The 20,189-nt window shown below is 61.6% G+C and carries 15 protein-coding genes; 10 read left to right on the top strand and 5 right to left on the bottom strand.

Annotation, left to right across the window (positions count from 1 at the left end):
* Positions 1 to 51 precede the first annotated feature (51 nt).
* The 8 genes from RHM69_RS01005 to RHM69_RS00970 are packed head-to-tail and all read left to right on the top strand — an operon-like array spanning position 52 to position 10,507.
* Positions 52 to 2,031, top strand: a complete 1,980-nt coding sequence (locus RHM69_RS01005; RefSeq protein ID WP_106111604.1) for an exopolysaccharide transport family protein — start codon at positions 52 to 54, stop codon at positions 2,029 to 2,031.
* Positions 2,031 to 3,212, top strand: a complete 1,182-nt coding sequence (locus tag RHM69_RS01000; protein WP_106111603.1) for a glycosyltransferase — start codon at positions 2,031 to 2,033, stop codon at positions 3,210 to 3,212. The genes RHM69_RS01005 and RHM69_RS01000 overlap by 1 nt, the downstream gene beginning before the upstream one ends.
* On the top strand, positions 3,209 to 4,549 hold the full coding sequence (locus tag RHM69_RS00995) for a beta-xylosidase (protein WP_032903762.1): 1,341 nt from the start codon (positions 3,209 to 3,211) through the stop codon (positions 4,547 to 4,549). The genes RHM69_RS01000 and RHM69_RS00995 overlap by 4 nt, the downstream gene beginning before the upstream one ends.
* 22 nt (positions 4,550 to 4,571) lie before the next feature.
* On the top strand, positions 4,572 to 5,786 hold the full coding sequence (locus tag RHM69_RS00990; protein WP_014717834.1) for a glycosyltransferase family 4 protein: 1,215 nt from the start codon (positions 4,572 to 4,574) through the stop codon (positions 5,784 to 5,786).
* Positions 5,777 to 6,880, top strand: a complete 1,104-nt coding sequence (locus RHM69_RS00985; RefSeq protein WP_060767117.1) for a glycosyltransferase family 4 protein — start codon at positions 5,777 to 5,779, stop codon at positions 6,878 to 6,880. Before RHM69_RS00990 ends, RHM69_RS00985 begins: the two co-directional genes overlap by 10 nt.
* Positions 6,880 to 8,283, top strand: a complete 1,404-nt coding sequence (locus tag RHM69_RS00980) for an O-antigen ligase family protein (RefSeq protein ID WP_014717832.1) — start codon at positions 6,880 to 6,882, stop codon at positions 8,281 to 8,283. Before RHM69_RS00985 ends, RHM69_RS00980 begins: the two co-directional genes overlap by 1 nt.
* Positions 8,280 to 9,101, top strand: coding sequence for an acyltransferase (locus tag RHM69_RS00975; protein WP_282376544.1), 822 nt, complete (start codon positions 8,280 to 8,282; stop codon positions 9,099 to 9,101). The genes RHM69_RS00980 and RHM69_RS00975 overlap by 4 nt, the downstream gene beginning before the upstream one ends.
* Positions 9,101 to 10,507: a lipid II flippase MurJ gene (locus RHM69_RS00970; RefSeq protein ID WP_014717830.1), complete on the top strand. Its 1,407-nt coding sequence runs from the start codon at positions 9,101 to 9,103 to the stop codon at positions 10,505 to 10,507. The genes RHM69_RS00975 and RHM69_RS00970 overlap by 1 nt, the downstream gene beginning before the upstream one ends.
* 36 nt (positions 10,508 to 10,543) lie before the next feature.
* Here the strand turns inward: RHM69_RS00970 and RHM69_RS00965 are convergent, their stop codons facing one another.
* From RHM69_RS00965 to RHM69_RS00955, 3 genes are all read right to left on the bottom strand, one after another.
* On the bottom strand, positions 10,544 to 11,122 hold the full coding sequence (locus RHM69_RS00965) for a DUF4174 domain-containing protein (protein ID WP_014717829.1): 579 nt from the start codon (positions 11,120 to 11,122) through the stop codon (positions 10,544 to 10,546).
* A gap of 152 nt (positions 11,123 to 11,274) precedes the next feature.
* On the bottom strand, positions 11,275 to 11,907 hold the full coding sequence (locus RHM69_RS00960; protein WP_032903754.1) for a glutathione S-transferase N-terminal domain-containing protein: 633 nt from the start codon (positions 11,905 to 11,907) through the stop codon (positions 11,275 to 11,277).
* 48 nt (positions 11,908 to 11,955) lie between these two features.
* Positions 11,956 to 14,313 carry a DNA polymerase II gene (locus RHM69_RS00955; RefSeq protein ID WP_032903753.1) on the bottom strand — a complete coding sequence of 786 codons (2,358 nt, stop codon included), beginning with the start codon at positions 14,311 to 14,313 and terminating at the stop codon, positions 11,956 to 11,958.
* 189 nt (positions 14,314 to 14,502) lie between these two features.
* Between RHM69_RS00955 and RHM69_RS00950 the strand changes: the two genes are divergently transcribed.
* A complete protein-coding gene (locus RHM69_RS00950) occupies positions 14,503 to 17,262 on the top strand; it encodes an autotransporter outer membrane beta-barrel domain-containing protein (protein ID WP_106111601.1) in 2,760 nt (919 codons plus the stop codon).
* Positions 17,263 to 17,318: 56 nt separating this feature from the next.
* Here the strand turns inward: RHM69_RS00950 and RHM69_RS00945 are convergent, their stop codons facing one another.
* Positions 17,319 to 17,777, bottom strand: a complete 459-nt coding sequence (locus RHM69_RS00945) for an SRPBCC family protein (protein WP_038449647.1) — start codon at positions 17,775 to 17,777, stop codon at positions 17,319 to 17,321.
* Between the two features lie 98 nt (positions 17,778 to 17,875).
* Between RHM69_RS00945 and RHM69_RS00940 the strand changes: the two genes are divergently transcribed.
* Complete coding sequence (locus tag RHM69_RS00940) at positions 17,876 to 18,277, top strand: GFA family protein (protein WP_060767113.1); 402 nt, start codon at positions 17,876 to 17,878, stop codon at positions 18,275 to 18,277.
* A gap of 1 nt (position 18,278) precedes the next feature.
* Here RHM69_RS00940 and mrdA read toward each other — a convergent pair whose 3' ends face one another.
* Positions 18,279 to 20,171 carry a penicillin-binding protein 2 gene (mrdA, locus tag RHM69_RS00935; RefSeq protein WP_014717825.1) on the bottom strand — a complete coding sequence of 631 codons (1,893 nt, stop codon included), beginning with the start codon at positions 20,169 to 20,171 and terminating at the stop codon, positions 18,279 to 18,281.
* Between the last annotated feature and the right edge of the window lie 18 nt (positions 20,172 to 20,189).

The following is a 20,189-nucleotide window of genomic DNA, read 5'->3' as shown; positions in this document are numbered from 1 at the left end:
GAACCAAGCGTTCCCGCCTTTCGTAACCCCCATATGCAATGGAGTGATCCTGTGATCGAAATCCGCTCTCTTCGCGACCTGCTGCGGCTGTTTTTCATCTACCGCCGCGAATTCAAACTGGCCGTGATCACCACGATCGTCGTTGCCGTGCTGGGTGCCTTCCTGTTGCCGGCTCGCTACGAGTCGGACGCACGCTTGCTGGTAAAGCCGGGCCGGGACAACACCACGTTGCCGATCGAAGCCGCCAACCGTCAGACGCTGATTGCCCCGAGCACCCAGCACGACCCGATTGTCGACGAAGAAAAAATGCTCACGGGCCGGCCCATCGTGCATATCGTCGCCGAACGCTATATGGCGATGACCGCCGAACCGCCGCAAGGCTTCTGGAAGGTCACCAAGTTCTACATCAAAAAGGGCGTGGGCGAAGTCATCAATGGCATTCGTAGTGTGCTGCAGTTCGTCGGCCTTGCCGAGAAACAAAGCCCGCTGGAGCGCCTGGCGACCTCACTGGAGAAGAACTTTACCGCCGGTCACGAGCCGGGTTCTTCGGTGATCGAGATTTCCTTCACCTGGGACGATCCGGCGGTGGCGCAAAAAATCGTCGAGGAATGGGTCAATGCCTACCTTGAAGAGCGTGCACGAATTCTCGGGCGCAAGAGCCTGCACACCTTCTATGAAACCGAACGCGCCAAGGTGGCAGAGAACATCCAGAGTCTGAAAGATCAGTTGCAAGGCCGCTTGAAGCAGATCGACTCGATCAGTGTCGATGCACGCCTGAAGAACCTGACCAACCAGATCGACCGCGTCACCGATGCCAAGGTCAGCGCACAGAACCAGATAGCGGGGATTCGCAGCCTCCTGGCCAACGCCAGCCAGCAGATCAAGAGCCAGCCGGCAGACGTGGTCACGATGCGCGAAACCAGCCTCAACCCCACCCAGCTCGACCTCAAGCGCCAGCTCAATGCGCTGCAAGTGGAGCGGGCTCGGCTGCTGCGCACTTACCTGCCGGGCACGCCGCAGGTCAATCAGATCGAGCAGAACATCCGCGACATGGAAGCCCTCAGCGCCCAGGAAGCTACACGCCTGGAACGCTCGCAGAACACCGCGCCCAACAGCCTGGTGATCAACGTTAAACAGCAAATGATCGACGCCCAGTTGCAAGAGCGCAAACTGGCCGGGGAAATCGAGAACTACGACAAGACCCTTGCCGAACTGCGCGCCCAGCGTGACCAGGCGATGACCGATGAACCGCAACTCAACACCCTGAGCCAACAACTGCGCACGGCCGAAAAGAGCTATGCGTTGTACTCGGACAATCTTGAACAGGCGCGAATCGACCACGAACTGGACAACAGCCAGATCAGCAACATCGCCCTGATCGAACACGCCACCCTCAACCCGGCCCGCGTGTTTCCCAAGAGCCTGCTGATGCTGTTGTTCGCCCTTCCTGCTGGCGTGGCCGTGGGCTTGCTAACCATCTATGTGCTGTACCTGCTGGACCAGCGCATCCACGATGGCACGCGCTTGCAGGAGATGTTCCATGTGCCGCTGTGGAGCAGCATTCCCGATGTGCAAGACGCAACGCCGGCAGCCGTCACCGCCAGCCTTTATCGCTTGTACAGCCTGCTGCCCCTGGATCGTATTGCCGCCGACGGTTTTGCCCTGGGCCTGACCTCGGCGCGCCATGGCGAGGGTGTGACCTTTATCGCCTCGCAACTCAAGCGTCTGCTGGAGGAGCGTGGTCACCGCGTCTCGGTCGATGGGGCGAGCGCGCCAACGCCGGGTGAGGTGTTGCTGCTGGACGCCTCGGCGCTGTCCTCCAACCCGCAGGCCTTCCTGACGCTGCGCCGCGCTGACCAGATCGTACTGGTGATCGAGGCCCGCACCAGCACCGTACCGATGATCGAAAATGCCGTGTCGTTGCTGACCACCGCGTTCGGCAAAGTCGACGGCATGATCCTCAACCGTCGTCGCTTCGAAGTGCCGGCCAAGGTGCTGGCACGACTCAACAGCTGGCGCGGGGCGGCCTGATGCGTATCGCACTGCTGGCGCCGCTGCCACCGGAGCAGACCGGGATCGCCGATTACGCCGCGCATCTGCGCCATGCGTTGATCGAACAGGGGCTAGAGGTGGTGACCCCGCTCGCCGGCTGCCTGGAATTGCCTGAACAGTTGAAGCGCCTGCAGGCCTTCGACTGGCGCGGCGTGGACCTGGTGCATGCCGAACTGGGGGGTGGGCGCTTCGGTGAGTTCCAGGCGCTGGAGTACCTGCGCCGGGCGCAACCGCACCTGCCGTTGACCGCCACGGTGCATGACCCGGAGCGCCTGATCTGGCGCCGGGCCAAGCTGTTTTTCCCCTTGACCCTGCTTGAACGCCTGCCCCATCCGCTGCCCCAGGCGGCGGCGCTGCTGGCCGACCCGTTGACCTTGCACGAAGAGCGGCGCCTGGCCAAAGGCATGCGCCGCCTGATCACCCTCACCCGCCTGGGCGGCGACTGCCTGCGCCAGCGCATGGGCCTGCGCCCGCAACAGGTGGCGGTGATTGCCCATGGCAACCTGCCCATCGTGCCCCAGGCGTTGCCGCCACTGGCACCGTTGCGCCTGCTGTATTTCGGTTTTATCTACCGTGGCAAGGGCATTGAAGACCTGCTCCAGGCCCTGGCCCAGTCACTGGCCGCCCACCCGCAATGCCGAAGCCAGGTACGCCTGACCCTGGCCGGTGGCACCGCGCCGGAAATGACCTTTGACCCCGCCGGCAACTACCTTGATGGCCTGCGCGAGCAGATCAGCGCCCTGCATCTTGAGGATGTGGTGGACTGGCAACTGAACCTGCCATCGGCGCAGATCCCTTCTACGATCCAGGCGCACCACGTGATGGTGCTGCCCTATCGCGAATCGAAAAAACTCAGTTTCCTAGGGCAAATGCGCGGCACCAGTGGCGCGCTGTCGTGGGCCAATGCATGCGGGCGCGGGGTGATCACCTCCAACGCCCGCGCCTTTGCCGAAGAGGTGGCTGGCGGTAATGGCATCACCTATCAGCAGGGCGATACAGCGTCCTTGAGCAACGCCTTGAGCCGCTTGATCCTTGACCCGCAACAGGCGCAGCAATGGGCCGCCCGGGCTGGAGAAATCGGCCACCAACGCCAGTGGGCCAACACGGCCCAGCGGTTTGCTGAATTATTTCGGGATGCTTGTGAGGAGCCGTTGCGATGAACCTGTCATCCGTTCGCCCACTGTGGCGCTACTTGCCGCTGGCGCTGTCAATCGCCGTCGGTAGCGCCCTGCTGTTGAGTGAAAAAGTCGATGCGCAGCCGGTGAACCTGGCCCCGGAGCGCACCGTCGTCTGGAAGGACTTTCTCGGCGTAAACGCACACTTTCTGTGGTTCACACCCGAGCAGTACCACAAGCAGATCAAGCAGTATAAAAAGCTTGGATTGCAATGGGTGCGGGTCGACCTGCACTGGGATCGCCTGGAACCCAAAGAAGACGGTTATCAGCTCAACACCTTCGATGAACTGGACCGCACCCTGACCGCTGAAAAAATCCGCTCGGTGTTTTACCTGGTGGGCTCGGCGCCCTTTATCACCACCGCCCCCAAGGGTGCGCAGTTCCAGGATCAGTACCGACCGCGGGATCCGGAAGTGTATGCGTTGCGCCTGGCACTTCTGGCCAAACGCTACCCCACTATTGATGCCTGGCAGGTATGGAACGAGCAGAACCTGCCGAACAACTGGCGCCCCAAAGTCGACGCCAAGGAGTACGGGCAATTGTTATTGGCCAGTCACCAGGCGCTGAACCTTGCCGCGCCCGGCAAACTGCAGGTCATGGGCGGCATGGCGTACTACAGCCAAATGCCGCCGCGTGGCAAAACCCTGATGTTTGAAGCACTCGGCGCGCTGGGTGTGCAAAACCTGGGCATGGTCGCGGCCTATCACCCTTATTCGATGACCCCGGAAACCGATGAGCCGGGCAAGAACGAAGTGCTGCTGCGCGGTGATCAACTCAACTCAATGCTGCACGGCGCCGGGATCAAGAACGTATGGGCCACCGAGTGGGGCTGGTCCAGCTACGCCGGCCCCAAGGAGATGCAGGACCTGATCGGTATCGACGGGCAGGCCGACTACACCTTGCGCCGCCTGGCGTTGATGGCGTCCCAGGACTACCAGAAGATTTTCCTGTTCGCGCTGTCCGACCTCGACCAACGCGCCTCGCCACGCGACCAGCATTACGGCCTGTTGAACCTTGATGGCGAACCCAAGCCGGTATACACCGCCCTCGCCCGCTTCCTGGAGATTACCGGCCCCACGCTTGAACCCGGCAACACGCCGCAGTTGCAGGATGTACCGGACAGCTTCTACAGCGTGGCCTGGACCCGCCCTGACGGAAAACACCTGCTGATGTATTGGAGCGCCAAAGGCAGCAGCATCAGCCTGCCCGGCATCAAACACGCAGAACTGCTGGACCCGCTGACCGGCGCCCGGCAAACCCTGAGCGACGACAACGGTATTCGCCCAGCGGTGAAGCCAAGTTTGCAGATACTGGTGTGGTAGCCCCGGGCATGGAGAGCTGTACATGAGAATCCTCTGGATTGTGCCCTACCTGCCGTGGCCGACCACCAGCGGCGGCAAGACGCGGCAGTACCATTTGCTGCGCACCTTGAGTGAGCGCGGGCATCGCATCACGCTGCTGGCGCAATCGAAAACGCCGGCCGATGACGCGGCGCATGCGGCCTTGGAGCCGTTGCTTGAACGCCTGATCGTGGTTCCACGCCGGCCGCTGAAACATCCGCTGACCCTGCTCGGCGGCCTGTTCGCGCCCTGGCCGCTGTTGACCACGGTCAACGGCCTGTCGGCACCGTTGCAGGCCCAGTTTGCGCAACTGTTGAATGAGCGCTGGGACGTGATTCAGGTAGAACACAGCTACAGCCTGCAACCGTTTCTGCGCACTTTGCAGCAGCAACGGCGCGAGTTTGTGCTGACCGAGCACAACCTGGAATCGAGCCTCGGCGGCGCCACTTACGACCGTTTCCCCAAGTGGGCCGCACCGTTTGTACAGTATGACCAGTGGCGCTGCCGGCAATGGGAACGCAAGGCGTTCGATGCCGCCGCTCATGTGGTCGCCGTGACCGAGGCGGACGCTCAGGCCATGCGGCCGTTGTCCTCGACGCCGGTAAGCGTGGTGGTCAATGGGGTCGACAGTCGTGCCTTTGCCGAGGTCAGCGCCGATGCGCAGAGCCAGCGCCTGTTGTTCGTCGGTAACTACGAGTACGCACCGAACCTGGACGCCGTGCAGTGGCTGCTCGACGAGATCTTCCCCAGGCTCTGGTTGCAGTGCCCGAGCGCACGCCTGGCAGTGGTCGGCTATGGCTTACCCGAACACTGGCGCGAGCGCTGGCCCGATGAACGTATCGAGTGGCTGGGGTTTGTTCCCGACCTGTGTGCCTTGCAACGCCGCTGCGCCGGTTTTGTCGCCCCGTTGCGCCATGGCGGCGGCTCCAAGCTCAAGGTGTTGGAGGCGATGGCCGCCGGCTTGCCGCTGGTGAGCACGGCCCAGGGCGTGTCCGGGTTGGCGGTACAGCCACAGGTACATTACTTGGCCGGCGAAAACGCTGAGGCCCTGGCCGACGCCGTTGTGCGCCTGCTGGATGAACCGGCGCTGGCCGGGCGACTGGCCGATGCGGCACGCGACTACGCGCGGCAATACCACGACTGGGCGGTGGCGGCTAATGAACTGGAGCACCTCTACCGCAGCTTGCTCACCGCCAAGGAGTCTCAGCCATGCGTGTAGCCCTGGACTATCGCCCCGCCACGGTTGCGCCGTCTTCGGGCATCGCCCGCCAGGTCGTGGCCCTGGAAGACGCCCTGCGCGCGCGGGGCAACACCGAGGTGGTGCTGTTCAGCGAAGCGCCCCTGGAGCATCCGCAGCGCCAGACTGCCGTTTGCCCGGCCTGGGCCAGCCCGCTGGACGGCCTGCAACGCCCACAAGTGCGCCTGCGGTTCGAGCGCGGGTTCTTGCCCAGGGCGCTGCACGAGCAGCAGATCGACCTGTACATCGCCACCGCCAATATGGGCTTGCCGTTGTGCCGTAAACCCGCCGGCACCCGCTATGTACTGGTGCTGCATGACCTGTTTCAGTTGACCCACCGCAACTTCCATCGCTCCAAACTCAAGGCCCTGGCCTACCGCCTGATCGACGGGGCCTCGATTGCCTGGTCGGTGTGGCAGGCTGATCGGGTGTGGTGCCCGTCGCAGTTTTCCTGCAATGAAGCCGCGCGCCTGTTCCCCTGGGCACGGGCCAAGTTCCGCGTGCTGAACAACTTGGTGCCCGAATTGAATGCAGCGCCAGAACCGCTGCCCGCCAACCTGCCGGCGCGTTACTGGCTGGTGGTGGGCACGCGGGAGCCGCGCAAGAACATGGAGTTCTTTCTGCGCCAATGGCAGGCCTGCCGTGCGCTGAACCCTGAGGTGCCGGACTTGGTTCTGGTGGGCCACCCCAGCGATGTACCGGCGACACTCGGTGAGCTGCCGGGCCTGCATTGGTGCAGCGGTTTATCGGACAGCCAACTGCAAGCGCTCTACCGTCATGCGGCGTGCCTGTGGCAGCCGTCCTATGCCGAGGGCTTTGGCTTGCCGGTGGTGGAAGCCTTGAGTGTCGGCACGCCGGTAGCAGTGGCACGCGGCAGCGCCCTGGATGAAATCGCGCCGCCCGACGCCCCGCGCTTCGCCCCCCATGACGCCGAGCAATTGCACAAGGTCATGCAACAACTGGCAGGCGCCGAGGCCATGCAAGACGGCGACACACACCGCGCCTGGGCCCGGCAATTTGCCGAACCGGCTTATCGCGCGCGCCTGGACACTTTGCTCAAGGAATTGGACCGCTAATGCTGCCAGGAAAATTCGTCAGTCTGCTGCTGGGCCTTCTGTTCGGCGGGTTGCTGTTGGCTCTGTCGCCGATCAAGGTCATGCTGGTGGTGGCCGGTGTGGCCGTGGCCTTGACCCTGATCCGCTTTCCCCTGTGGGGCTTGCTGATTTTCGCGGTACTGGCCACCAGTATTCCCTACACCACCTTGCAACTGGGCATCCGCACCACCGTCAGCGAGGCGGTGCTGGGGCTGACCTGGGTCGGGGTGTTCTGGCAATCTTTCATCGGCAAGACCCGTGGCTTCATGCTGTGGCGACCGACCGAGCGGGCGCTGATGTGGCTGATGCTGTTCAGCACCATTCCGTTCATCTGGGGCATGCTGATCATCCATGCCGAAGGCAACGGCCCGGTGAACTGGGTGCGCTGGCTGATGAACCTGTCGATGTTGTTTATCGTGCCGCTGTTGCTGCGCACCGACGCCGACCGCGACAAGGTGGTGGTCGCCCTGTTGCTGGGTAACCTGGCGATGCTGCTGCTGTCGATCTTCATGTTCCTGAAGACGCGCAATGCGATGTCGATGATCGATATTCTCACCGACCTCAAATACGCCCACCCGGAAGCGGTGAAGGATATTTTCTCTGCCAACTACACGCGCATGGCCTCGCCCTGGGTGCACCCCAACCTGACCGGTGGCGTGCTGGTGCTGTTTATTCCCCTGGCGCTGTTCTATGGCTGGACCCGCAGCGGCTGGCGTCGGGCCCTGGGCCTGGCGGTGGCGGTGCTGGGGTGTGCCGGCCTGCTGCTGAGTATTTCCCGTGGTGCCATCGTGGCCCTGGCGCTGGTATTGATCTGGCTGGCCTACAAGCGCGTGCCGAACAGCGGACGCATTATCGGTATCGGGGCGGCGTTCGCCGTTGCGCTGGTGATGTTCTATCCGCCGTTGCAGGAGCGCTTGCTGACCATCTTCTCGACCACCAACGCCAGTACCGAAATCCGCTTTGACGAGTACGCCCGGTTCCCCACCGCCATGGCGACCTACCCCCTGGGGATCGGCTTCAAGATCGACCCGCCCGTGCCCGGCTCCAATCTGTTGGGGATCTCCAACCTGTGGCTGAACTTCATCTACAAAGTCGGCATTCCAGGGATGCTGCTGTTTATCACCGTCACCCTGTTGTGGTGGCGCGAAGTGCGCCCCCTGGGCCAGGTGCGCAAAGTCACCGCCGACAATGCGCTGTGGCTGGGGTGCCTCTGTGGTGTGTTGGCGGCACTGCTGACGGGGATTTTCGACCATTATTTCAGCTTCACCTTTGTACTGATCGCGCTGTTCTGGCTGTTGATGGGCATGAGCCTGCAACAGGTGCGTCTGCGCCCCTCCATTACCGCCCCTGTTGCTGCTATTGCGCCAAAGGATAACCAACCATGAAGCACCGGATGATCCACTCCACCGACTTGCGTGACCGCCTCCCCACGCTGGCCGCTGAAATGGGCGTGAGCCTGCCGGACCTGGAAGAGGCGCTGGACTGGTGCCTGGCCAACGACGTGGTATTTGAAGAAGGCGAAGGCGACAACAAGCGCTTCTGGATCAGCTCCATCGATCTGGAAACCGCGATTGAGCACCCGGTGGCGCGCCGCCTGTTCCACCGGATGAAACAGGACCTTGCGGCCCAGCTACTGCCGCGTTACGGCAAAAACTGGGCGACCGTCAAAGACCGGTGGCGCAGTGTCTGGGACATGGCCTACAACATCTTGATCAACAAGATCCCCAGCCACCATGTACGCATCGCCTGGCTGCGCCTGGGTGGCGCGAAGATCGGCAAGAGCTCCAGCTTGTGGCGTAACACCGAGGTGCTGGGCATGCACAATCTGGTGGTCGGCGACGATTCGGTAATCGGTTGGCATTGCCAGGTGGACGCCCGTGCCGGGCTGGTGATCGGTAACCACGTGGCGATCGCCTCCCACGTGCTGATCATCGCCGGCAGTCATGATTTGCAGGCACCGGAGTTCTGGTCGATTTCCGGGCCGATCTACATCGACGACTACGTGTGGATCGGCAGCCGGGCGTTGATCGGCTACGGCACGCACCTGGGCTATGGTTCAGTGATCAGCGCCAATACCGTGGTGGCCAAGGCAGTAGCCCCCTACAAAATCATTGGCGGTTCCGGGGCCAAAATCATGGGCGAACGTTGCCATGATCTGAACTACAAGGTGGGTGGCAAAGGCCTGTTCACCCTGTTTCACTGATGTTCGGCAGCACGCTCTGGCTGACCCTCGCGACCCTCGCAGGGCTGGTCGCCGGTTTCGCCCGCGAATGGCTGCTGGTGGCGGCCTGGGGCGCGGGCAGTCGCAGCGACGGGTTTCTGGTGGCGGTGTTTTTGCCCGAAGCATTGCGCATGACCCTGGCCGCCGGCTTGCTTGCGGCGGCTGCCCTGCCCCTCTATCAACAACGCGACCCACACCGCCAGCAGGCCTGGCTGGCCAGCCTATCCCCACGCCTGCTGGGAGTGGGCCTGGCGCTGTTTGCCGTACTGGCGCTGGGCGCGCCGCTGTGGGTGCGCCTGATCGGCCCCGGCCTGGACGTGGCGGCCCATGCCGAAGCCGCCGCTAACTTGCGTTGGCTGGCCGCCTGTGCGCCGGGCCTGGTGATGCATGGGCTGTTCAGTATTCCCTTACAGGCACGCCAACGTTTTGTCCTGCCGGGCCTGGGCTCTTTACTGTTCAATCTGCCACCGGTGCTGTACCTGTTTATCCGTGGCAGCTCCAGCGACAGTGCCGAACTGGCCATGAGCTTTTTTGCCGGCAGTGTGTTGATGTGCCTGCCGTTGCTGGTGCCGGTCTGGTCTTTCGGCTGGCGGCCGTGGCAGATCAGCGGCGACCCGCTGGCAGGCCGCGAATTGCTGGGCCGCATCGGCCCGTTGTTGGCCAGCAACGTGGCCAGCCAGGGCCTGGCGCTACTGGAGCGATTGATCGCCAGTTTCCTGGGGGAAGGCGCTGTGACGTGGGTTAACCTCGCACGCAAGCTGATCAACCTGCCATTGATCGCCCTGATGAGCCTCAACCAAGTGCTGCTGGGCATGATGAGCGGCGAACAAGGTCAGCAGCGCCTGGCCCTGCTGCGTCGCGGCCTGGATGCAGCGACCCTGCTGAGCCTGCCGGCGGCCTTCGGCCTGATTGGCGCCAGCCCCACGCTGATCCATCTGCTGATGCCCGCCCAGAGCGTCGATGGCCCACTGCCGGCGCTGCTGGCCTGGTTCGCCACGCCTCTGGTGTTTGGCGCCTGGAACGCGATGCTCGCTCGCTATGCCTATGCCAGCGGCGACACGCGCCTGCCGCTCAATTGCGAACTGCTGGGCAGCCTGGTCAACGCCGCCTTGCTGGTGGTGCTGCCCTATTGTATCGGCCTGCCGGGGATCGCCTTGGCGGCGTTGGGTGGCGTCGTGGTGACGAACTTGTTGCTGATGCACCGCCAGCAACTGCTCGGCCAACTGGGCTGGCCATTGCAGTGGGGCTTGAGCGGGGTGCTGTTGGGTGTGGCGGCGCTGGCCCTGCACCCCTTGCACAACGATGGGTGGCAGTTGGGGTTGAGTAGCCTGGCCGGCGCGCTGGTGTTGGTGGGGTTGGGGTTTTGGCTCAAGCCGTGGAAAGCCTGAGGCCGGTTCCCACCAGAACGGTGGGAGGGGACCTGTTCAATCTTCCAGCGGCTTGGGGGCTTTGTTGCCGGGCTTGGCGGGCTTGGTGCCCTTGGCCGCAGCCGCTGGCGCGGCTGGAACAGGCTCCGGCTCCGCAGGTGCGGCAAGCTCCTTTTCCGCCTGAGGCATCTGGTCAATGGCGCTGAAGAACTCCTTCAGGTCAAGGCTGTCCGGTGGCACGGTTTTTTCGAGTTTCTTCTCGCCGTCCTTGCCGATCAGAATCACCTTGGTGCCGCTGCCGACGCCGAGCTTGAGGGCGCGGATCAGCGCGTTGGTTTCAGGCGGCGTGAGCTTCTTGCTGTCCTTTGGGTCCTTGGCGAACTTCTCTCCTTCAGCGCCAATGCTGCCGAACTTCACGGTATAGAACACCATGCTGCGCTCTTCGAAGGACTGCTTGATGGCAGCCTCTTCCAGTTGTTTCTTCAGCGTTGCCAGTGTCGGGTTTCCAGCATCAAGCTCCACGACCACCAGGGGGCGCGTCTTGCCCAACTCCTGCTTGAGCGGATTATCATCAGCGGCCAACAACGGCCCCGTAAAAGCCATCAAGGTAGCCAGGGTCAGCGACCGGATGAGCATGCGCACCTCCTTTGAATTCCATGCAGGGTTCTTGAGTTTCATGTCTGCGACAGCCAAATTCAAGGATGATTCCTACACCACCTTGAGAAGCGTAGGTCAGGAAGCCCGCTACGCAAGGGCTTGGACAGTGGCCTGGTCATTGTTTCTTCCGGTTACGAGACCTTCCACTGCGGCCAATGCCGGGCAAAAACGGGGGCCACGACAGGGTCGGCGTCTACCCGCTCCAGGCTCTGCGCAAAGCCCGGCGCCAGGTTGCCGAGCACCTCGCGCGCGTCGTCCCAACGCGATACCGCCGCCGCCATGATGCCGAGTGCATTCGGCGCGTTGCTGGGTGTAAACAGTTGGCCGGCAAACTGATCGGCAAACACGACCCAGGCCTGATGCAGGTAGCGCCGTGTGCCGCTGACCAGTTGTGCTTGCTGCGCCTCATCGGCGTTGCCCAACCAGCGTTGCGGGTAGTCGATGATGCCGATCGCCGAATAGCAGTTGGCGGCGATGTACAGCAAGCCGCGCAGGATCTGCGTACGATCGCCAGCCAGCAACTCGGCCTTGGGATACTCCAGGCCCAGGTGGATCAGGATCGCGGCGCTTTCGGTCAGTACCTGGCCATTTGGAGTGACCAGGGTGGGGATCTGCTTGAGTGGATTGATACGTGCAAGGGCGTCGCTACCCTCGCCGTCCTGCCAGGAACTGGCCTGCACGCGATGCCACGGCACTGCGCAGCGCTGCAGGGCGATTTCGATCATGCAGGATCCGGATTCGTCGGTGCCGTAAAGGGTGTACATGGGCGTTTCCTCCTGAGCGATGGGCAATATTGAGCCTGTGGTGATTACCTAGAATAGCCCCATCTGCCCGCCTACCAGGGTACCGAAATCGTCATTCACGAACGGCAGGATTGCGTCAGCCACGGGCTGCAATTGGCGCGTGACGTAGTGGTCGTAGTCGATGGGCGCCTGCCGCACTTCCAGCGGTTCCGGGCCGTTGACGCTGATCACGTAGCTGATCCAGCCACCGCGCTGGTACTGGCGCGGGCGGCCCAGGCGATCGTTGTACTCGTCCGCCAGGCGCGCGGCGCGTACGTGGGGCGGGACGTTGCGTTCGTAGTCGTGCAAGGGCCGGCGCAGGCGTTTGCGGTAGATCAGCAACTCATCGAATTCGCCGCTCAAGGTACGCCGCACGTAATCGCGTATGTAGTCTTGATGGGGTTGGCGATGGAAGATGCGTTGGTAGAGTTCCTGCTGGAATTGCCGGGCCAGGGGCGACCAGTCGCTGCGCACGGTTTCCAGGCCTTTGTAGACCATTTCTTCGCCGCCATCTTCGCGCACGACCAGGCCCGCATAGCGCTTTTTGCTGCCCTCCTCGGCGCCACGAATGGTCGGCATCAGGAAGCGGCTGAAGTGGGTTTCGTATTGCAGCTCCAGGGCGCTTTGCAGGCCGTACTCGTTGCTCAGGTGCGCGCGCCACCAGTCGTTGACGTGCTGCACCAGCGCCAGGCCGATGCGATTGGCGTCCTGCGCAGAGTGCGCGCTGCCCAGCCAGACGAAGGTGGAGTCGGTGTCACCGTAAATCACCTCGTACCCTTGGGCCTCAACCAGCGCGCGGGTCTGGCGCATGATCTGGTGCCCCCGCAGGGTGATCGAGGATGCCAGCCGGGTGTCGAAGAACCGGCAGCCGCTGGAGCCGAGCACACCGTAAAAGGCGTTCATGATGATCTTCAGTGCCTGGGACAACGGCGCATTGCGCTCGCGCTTGGCCTCTTCGCGGCCTTCGGACACCCGGGTGACGATGGACGGCAGGCAATGCCGGGTGCGGGAGAAGCGTGCGCCGCGAAAGCCTTCCACCGAGTCGCTGTCGTCAGGATGCTTGAGGCCTTCGATCAAGCCGACCGGGTCGATGAGGAAACTGCGGATGATCGATGGGTAAAGGCTTTTGTAGTCCAGCACCAGCACCGATTCATAGAGGCCCGGGCGCGAGTCCATGACAAACCCGCCGGGGCTGGCTTGGGGCGGTTTGTCACCCAGGTTCGGCGCGACGAAACCCTGGCGGTGCATCAACGGCATGTACAGGTGGGTGAAGGCGGCCACCGAGCCGCCGTTACGGTCGGCCGGCAACCCGGTGACGCTGGCGCGTTCGAGCAAGAACTTGAGCAGCTCGGTCTTCTCGAAAATCCGCGTGACCAGTTCGCAGTCCTTGAGGTTGTAGCGCGCCAGGGCGGGTTTGTCCTCGGCGAACATGCGGTTGATTTCGTCCATGCGCTGGTACGGCGTGGAGATGTCCTTGCCTTCGCCAAGCAGGGTTTGCGCGACGTTTTCAAGGCTGAAGGATTCAAAACTCCAAGTGGCCGAACGCAACGCTTCGATACCGTCGATGATCAACCGCCCCGCCGCCGCCGCGAAGTAGTGATTGCGGCTGCCATGTTCGCGCCAGGCCATGGTTTCACCGCCACGCCCCAGCAACAGCGGCACGTTCAGGCGCTGGGCGTGTTCGTGGAGTACGCGCAGGTCGAACTGCACCACATTCCAGCCGATGATCGCGTCGGGGTCGAAAGTGGCCAGCCATTGGTTGAGGCGTTCGAGCAGTTGAGCACGGGTGTCGCAATAGTCGAGCTTGAAATCCACCGCGTCGGTTTTGTTCGGCGGGCCGAGCATGTACACCTGGCGCTCGCCGCAGCCTTCGAGGGCGATGGAATAGAGATCGCCCTGGGCGGTGGTCTCGATGTCCAGGGACACCAGCTTCAAGGGCGGGCGATAGTCGGGGGCAGGCTTCATCTGCGCGTCGAGCACGGTGCCGCTTGCATCAGCGGTGCCCCCGAACCAGACGGGAGCGGTGATAAAACGCTCCATCATGTAGCGCTCCGGCGGGCGCACGTCACCTTCGTAGACATCGACTCCAGCAGCGCGCAGGCGCTTCTCGATATCCATCAACTGGCGGTGCTGGCGCGCATAGAGGCCCAGAACCGGGCGGTGATGAAAGTCGCATAGCTGCAAGGGGCGCAACTCGAGATCACGTTCACCCTTGAGCAGCCAATCGAGCGGCTTGCGGTGGGCTTGCGGGATGAACACCACCGAGGTCTGCACGGGTAGGCGAATGCACCGTGGCCCTTGGTCGGTGGCCAGCCAGAAGCTGACCTCGGTACCCGCCGGGGTATCGCGCCAATGCCGGGTCAGGACAAAACCCTGCTGTAAATCCACCGTACCGCACCTCAAGAATCGCGTTCAGGGCGTGATTCTACTCGGCATCCGGGCCAAGGCGTCGGGTAAACGCACACCTAGCGCGCAATATCATAAAAAGGATGTCATCGCTTTTTAGGATAAGAATGCGCTGGCAATATCAAATGGCTATATAGGAAGATAGCGCGATTCAAGAAAAGGATTTCGCGCATGTCGTTCGTCCCCCGCCGTCTGGCCCTGACTATTTCGTTGATTGTTTCCGGCGCCTCGCTTTCTCCTGCCAGCCTTGCTCAAGCATTCATCGATACCCCAACCAATACCCCGCTCACCGTGGGCAGTGGCTATTTTTACAATCCCAGTTTGTGGGTGACCAAGACCGGCAGCATCACCACCCCTACGACCGCCGTCAGCGTTCGCCAAAACCTGCCTGATTGGCAACGCAATGTCTTCATTCAAAATGACGGCTCGATCAGTGCCGATAAATTAGACGCGATCAGCCTGGGCGCTGCGACCGATGTGCGCATCGACAACACCGGGGTAATCTCGGGCGCCCGGCATGCAATCTCAGGCGAACAACTCAATTTGCTGAGCAATAATGGCACGCTTACCGGACGTGACGGCGCTGGGGTTTCGATAACGGGCGATGCCATGGTTTACAACGACGGCACGATCACTGGCGGACGAGAGGGACGCCTGGAGAATATCGATGGCGATGGCCTACGCGTAGGGGGCATTGCCCACATCGAAAACTCTGGCGTTATCCGGGCATTGGGCGCCAGTGGAGCGGACAATAATGGCCGAGCCAACACCAGCGATGGGGTATCGATTGGCGGTGGCTACCTGTTTAACGGCGGCAGGTTTGATCCTTCCACAGGCATTCCACGTACCGGCTCAATCACAGGTGCCAACAATGGCCTCTTAGTCAGTGATGGCCATGATGGGCCGGCAACCGGCGCAACGGAGCTGAGAAATTTCGTCGACCTGCGTGGGCTTGATGGCTATGGCGCACGCTTTATCGGTAATTTCGACGACCGGGTATTCAACGGTGCCCTGATCAGCGGGAGTAATGGTGTAGCCCTGGACATGGGGGGCGGCAACGACACCTTGACGCTGTACCCCGGCGCCCGTTTTGAGGGGTTAGTTGACGGCGGCGCAGGGCATAACACCATGATTCTGGAGGGCTACCAATATTATCCTTCAGATACGCGTGAACCCGACGGGACGGTCGAGGCGACGCGCAATTTTGACGTACTACAAGTGAGTCGCGGCTACTGGGTACTCAATGGTCGCGGCGATTTCAGCGAAGGCGCACGCCTCTCTGCCAATGGTCACTTAAACAACCAGGGCAACATCGCTGGTGACGTGATCGTCGACCAAGGCGCGACTTACCGGGGCCGAGGCTCAGTCAACAATCTTACCGTCAGCGGGAGATTGATCACGGATACCGTTGTCGGCGCTCCTCAGGTCAACGGCAACCTGATCATGAAGCCAGGCTCTGCATTCGAGTTCGCTACTTATCCCGACGGCAGTGCTGCGACAACCCATGTGGTCGGCAATGCCAGCCTCAACGGTGCCTATTTGTGGCCGCAGCCGGGTTACTCGATGGACTATCCCTGGCACAGCACGTACACGGTCCTGCAAGCAGGCAGCATCACGGGGACCTTTGATGACTCCAACCTGCGCAGCTACTACGCCTTCCTGACGCCAACACTCAGCTACGACAATAACCGGGTGAACCTGAGCTACACACGCAACGATGTCGAGTTCATCGATTACGCCCGTACCCGTAACGCCGCCCACGCAGTCAACAGCATCGAGTCCATCACGTGGCGCCACTGGAGCAACTGGGATGGCAGTTTCCCCCCGCCCTCCATGATGCGAAACCCCAACCCGCTCTACGACGCGCTGCTGGCCACCTCGGAGACTACGGCCAGCGCCGCGCTCGAGGGCCTGGCAGGCAGCAGCAACGCCAACCTCGCCAGTGCCACACTGGCGGCCAGCAGCCAGGTGGCCACGTCCATGCTGTCGGCCATGCGCCAGATGAGCAGCAGTTCAAGCTTGCTCGTCGGGCTTGATCCAGTACAAACACCTGAGCTGGCCATAAGTGGCATCCCCAGCAGTGCCCGCAACTTGAATGATCCAAACGCGCGAGGCCGCGTGTGGCTGCAAGGTATCGGCAGCTACGGCAAGCTTGATGGTCAACACGGCAATGCGTCTTCACAGCAACGCACACAAGGCAGTCTGCTGGGTATTGACTGGTCCTTGTCGCCTCTCTGGCGCCTGGGTGTACTGGGCGGCTATTCGAAGACCGATATGGACAGCCACAACGTCGATAATTCATTGCGCAGCTGGCACGCGGGGGCATATGCCGTACGCCAGGATGGCCCAGTTGCGTTGCGCCTGGGGGCTGCGTACAGCCAGCACAGGGGTAACAACAAGCGCACAGTGGAATTCGCAGGTTTCAGCGAGCGCCCCAAGGGTGATTACGATGCCAATAGCCAGCAAGCCTTTGCCGAGATGGGTTACATGCTGGGTAACGGCCGATTGAATATCGAACCCTTCGCCAACCTCGGCTATCAGCGCTATCACCGCGACAACTACCGCGAGAAAGGCGGCGATGCTTCACTCAAGGTGGATGCACAAACCCAGGACAATGTCAGCAGTACCTTCGGGGTGCGCCTGGCTCATCTGAGCCAACTGGACAATGGCATCAGCCTGACCCCGCAGGCCAGCTTCGGCTGGCGGCACCTCTATGGCAATGTCGACAGTAAGACTCGGCAGGCTTTTTTGATTGGCGGCGACGCGTTCAATATTGAAGGCAGCGCACTGGACCGCGACGGCTTGATGGTTGAAGTGGGGTTGGCGGTGGGTTTGTCTGCGCAGCAGAACCTGGGTGTCGGTTATAACGGCGAGCTGGGTAGCAATAGCCGCAATCATGCGGTGGTCGGCCAGTGGCAGATGAGTTTCTAAAGCAATCGAATGCACGCTGGCGTGAAGCCGGGCATCAACCATGATGCCCGTTCGGGTCAGGCTTGATTCAGATAGCTTTCGATATTGCCCATTTGTTCGTCCCAGCCACGGGAGTTCATCTTGAAGGCTTTCTGGCGCCGCGCTTCGGGGATCTGGTCAAACCCGGACTCGACGACCCGCAAGAGGATGCCTGGAGCGCGATCCTCAATCGTGAACTCCACCAGCGTCGGTGTTTCCTTGTCGTAGTCGACGCCCTCTTCCACTGCAAAAGGATGCCACCAGAAAGAAAACAGCGTTTGGGGCAGGATGCGTTCGATCCTGGCCTTCCACACGACATGTTCGTAACCTGGGTAGGTAATTGGCGCTTCGATGGTTTCTCCGGCCACAAAGGTTTTACCTTTAAGCGCGATACCGAACCAGTTACCAAATTGCTCGGCCTGCGTGAGTGCCTCCCAGACCTGTTTACGTGATGCGCTGAGCAGCACCTTGCGTTCGATGCGATCTAATACGTGCATGAGTCACCTCCTTCACTGAACACTAGGCGACATCAACCAATGCGCAACCTTGCGTTGTGCGCGATGATGATGACCCCCTCCTTGCCTGGCCATAGGTTATGACTGACCCACTGAATGGAAGTTGCTTGTGCAAAGGTGTGCGCTACCAAGTCGACAGCCTGGACATGCCCATCAGCCACTGCCACTGCGAAAGCTGCCGCAAGGCACACGCGGCCGCGTTTGTTGCCACGGCCGGGGTGATGCGTGAGCATTTTCGCTGGACGCAGGGTGAGGAGCTGCTGTCGTCCTTTGAATCTTCGCCGGGCAAATTCAGGCATTTCTGCTCGCGTTGCGGCGCGCATCTGATTGCTGAACGTGGGCATCAGCCCCACGTGATCGTGCGGGTGGCGACGCTAGATGATGATCCGGGCGCCAGGCCCACCTCGCATATCTGGACGGCCCATGAAGTGCCCTGGCTGGCCTATGACGGCGTAGCGCGCTGGGACGAATGGAAGGTCTGAGTCAAACCCGTGGATCACCCGGAGCCTTGGCCGGCGCCGCGTATTGCGGCTTGAGGTGGCCTTCCTGGTCGAGCAGCCAGGCATCCATGATCTGGCGCACCACAGGCCCGGCTACACGGCCGCCGGCCTCACCGTTTTCGATCATGACTGAAATCACGATTTTCGGATGTTCGGCCGGCGCGAAGCCGACGAACAAGGCGTTATCGCGATGCCGCTCCAAGGTCTTGTTGCGGTTGTAGCGCTCACCCTGTTTGATCGCCACCACCTGGGCGGTACCACTCTTGCCGGCGATGCGGTATTGCGCGCCTTGCGCTGCCGCTCGGGCGATACCGCGGGGATCGTGCATCACCAATTGCATGCCGTGGTTGACCTGCTCCCAGTCACGCGGGTCCTTGAGCACCACGTTGGGCATTGGGTGCTCATCTACAGGCGCCACGCCATTGATGGTCTTGGCCAGGTGCGGGCGGTTCCATACACCTTTGTTGGCAATCAATGCTGTGGCCTGGGCCAATTGCAGTGGCGTCACCTGCATATAGCCTTGGCCAATGCCGAGGATCACGGTTTCGCCTGGGAACCACGGCTGGCGACGGGTCGCACGCTTCCAGGCTTGGGATGGCATCAGGCCGGCAGACTCTTCGAACATATCTAGGGACACTTTCTGGCCCAGGCCGAACTCGGCCAGATAGTCGTGCAGGCGGTCGATCCCGAGCTTATGGGCCAGGTCGTAGAAGTAAGTGTCGTTGGAACGCATGATGGCCGCGTCCATGTCCACCCAGCCGTCACCGCTGTGGTTCCAGTTGCGGTATTTGTGGTCAAAGTCTGGCAACTGATAGTAACCCGGGTCGAACACTCGGGTTTGTGGGGTAACGACACCGCTGTCGAGACCGGCAATGGCCACTTCCGGCTTGATGGTTGAACCTGGCGCGTAGAGCCCGCGTAGCACGCGGTTGAACAGCGGCCGGTCAATGGAGTCGTGCAGCGCGGCGTACTCCTTGAAGCTGATGCCGGTGACGAACAGGTTCGGATCGAAACTCGGTTTACTGACCATAGCCAGTACTTCACCGGTTTGCGGGTCCAGGGCGACCACTGAACCGCGACGGTCGCCCAAGGCCTCTTCGGCGGCTTCCTGTAGCTTGACGTCGAGGCTCAGGACGATGTTTTTGCCAGGGATCGGGTCGGTGTGCTTGAGCACGCGCAGCACACGGCCCTGTGCGTTGGTCTCGACCTCTTCATAACCGACATGGCCATGCAGTTCTGACTCGTAAAAGCGCTCGATTCCGGTTTTGCCGATGGATTGGGTACCGCGGTACTCCACCGAATCCAGGGTCTTGGATTCTTTTTCGTTGATGCGGCCGACGTAGCCGATGGAGTGGGCAAAGTGCGCGCCCAGGGGGTAATGGCGAACGAATTGTGGCTCGACGTCCACACCAGGTAGACGGAACTCGTTGACGGCCAAAACGGCGATCTGCTCTTCGGTCAATTCGTAGAACAACGTGACGGGAACAAACGGGTGACGGGCCTGCTTGAGCGCCTTATCAAACACCGCACGGTCTTCGGCAGGCAGGTGCAACAGATTGACGATTTCGTCCAGCTCACCCTTGAGGTCGGCGGTGCGCTCACGGGTGATGGTCAGGTTATAACTAGGGCGGTTGTCGGCCAGCACCACGCCATTACGGTCATAGATCAAGCCGCGAGTCGGTGTGATGGGCAGTACGTGGACCCGGTTGTTTTCCGAAATTGTGGAGTGGTAGTCGTACTGCACCACCTGCAGGAAATACATGCGCCCTACCAGCGCACAGGTGATCCCAATCACCAGCACCGCACAGGCGAGCAAGCGCTTGTTGACCAGGCGGTTTTCTTTTTCGTGATCTTTGATAGGTATCGGTTCAGGCATTTCTACAGCATCTCGTTG

Source organism: Pseudomonas sp. CCI1.1 (assembly GCF_034348165.1).
GTDB lineage: Bacteria > Pseudomonadota > Gammaproteobacteria > Pseudomonadales > Pseudomonadaceae > Aquipseudomonas > Aquipseudomonas paracarnis.
This window is presented reverse-complemented; position numbering and strand designations above follow the sequence as displayed.

Bases quoted from the DNA above. Each gene is read 5' to 3' on its own strand.
- RHM69_RS01000 (WP_106111603.1), top strand. From the start codon at position 2,031: ATGCGTATCGCACTGCTGGCGCCGCTGCCACCGGAGCAGACCGGGATC.
- RHM69_RS00995 (WP_032903762.1), top strand. From the start codon at position 3,209: ATGAACCTGTCATCCGTTCGCCCACTGTGGCGCTACTTGCCGCTGGCG.
- RHM69_RS00990 (WP_014717834.1), top strand. From the start codon at position 4,572: ATGAGAATCCTCTGGATTGTGCCCTACCTGCCGTGGCCGACCACCAGC.
- RHM69_RS00985 (WP_060767117.1), top strand. From the start codon at position 5,777: ATGCGTGTAGCCCTGGACTATCGCCCCGCCACGGTTGCGCCGTCTTCG.
- RHM69_RS00980 (WP_014717832.1), top strand. From the start codon at position 6,880: ATGCTGCCAGGAAAATTCGTCAGTCTGCTGCTGGGCCTTCTGTTCGGC.
- RHM69_RS00975 (WP_282376544.1), top strand. From the start codon at position 8,280: ATGAAGCACCGGATGATCCACTCCACCGACTTGCGTGACCGCCTCCCC.
- RHM69_RS00970 (WP_014717830.1), top strand. From the start codon at position 9,101: ATGTTCGGCAGCACGCTCTGGCTGACCCTCGCGACCCTCGCAGGGCTG.
- RHM69_RS00965 (WP_014717829.1), bottom strand. From the start codon at position 11,122: ATGCTCATCCGGTCGCTGACCCTGGCTACCTTGATGGCTTTTACGGGG.
- RHM69_RS00960 (WP_032903754.1), bottom strand. From the start codon at position 11,907: ATGTACACCCTTTACGGCACCGACGAATCCGGATCCTGCATGATCGAA.
- RHM69_RS00950 (WP_106111601.1), top strand. From the start codon at position 14,503: ATGTCGTTCGTCCCCCGCCGTCTGGCCCTGACTATTTCGTTGATTGTT.
- RHM69_RS00945 (WP_038449647.1), bottom strand. From the start codon at position 17,777: ATGCACGTATTAGATCGCATCGAACGCAAGGTGCTGCTCAGCGCATCA.
- RHM69_RS00940 (WP_060767113.1), top strand. From the start codon at position 17,876: ATGACTGACCCACTGAATGGAAGTTGCTTGTGCAAAGGTGTGCGCTAC.
- mrdA (WP_014717825.1), bottom strand. From the start codon at position 20,171: ATGCCTGAACCGATACCTATCAAAGATCACGAAAAAGAAAACCGCCTG.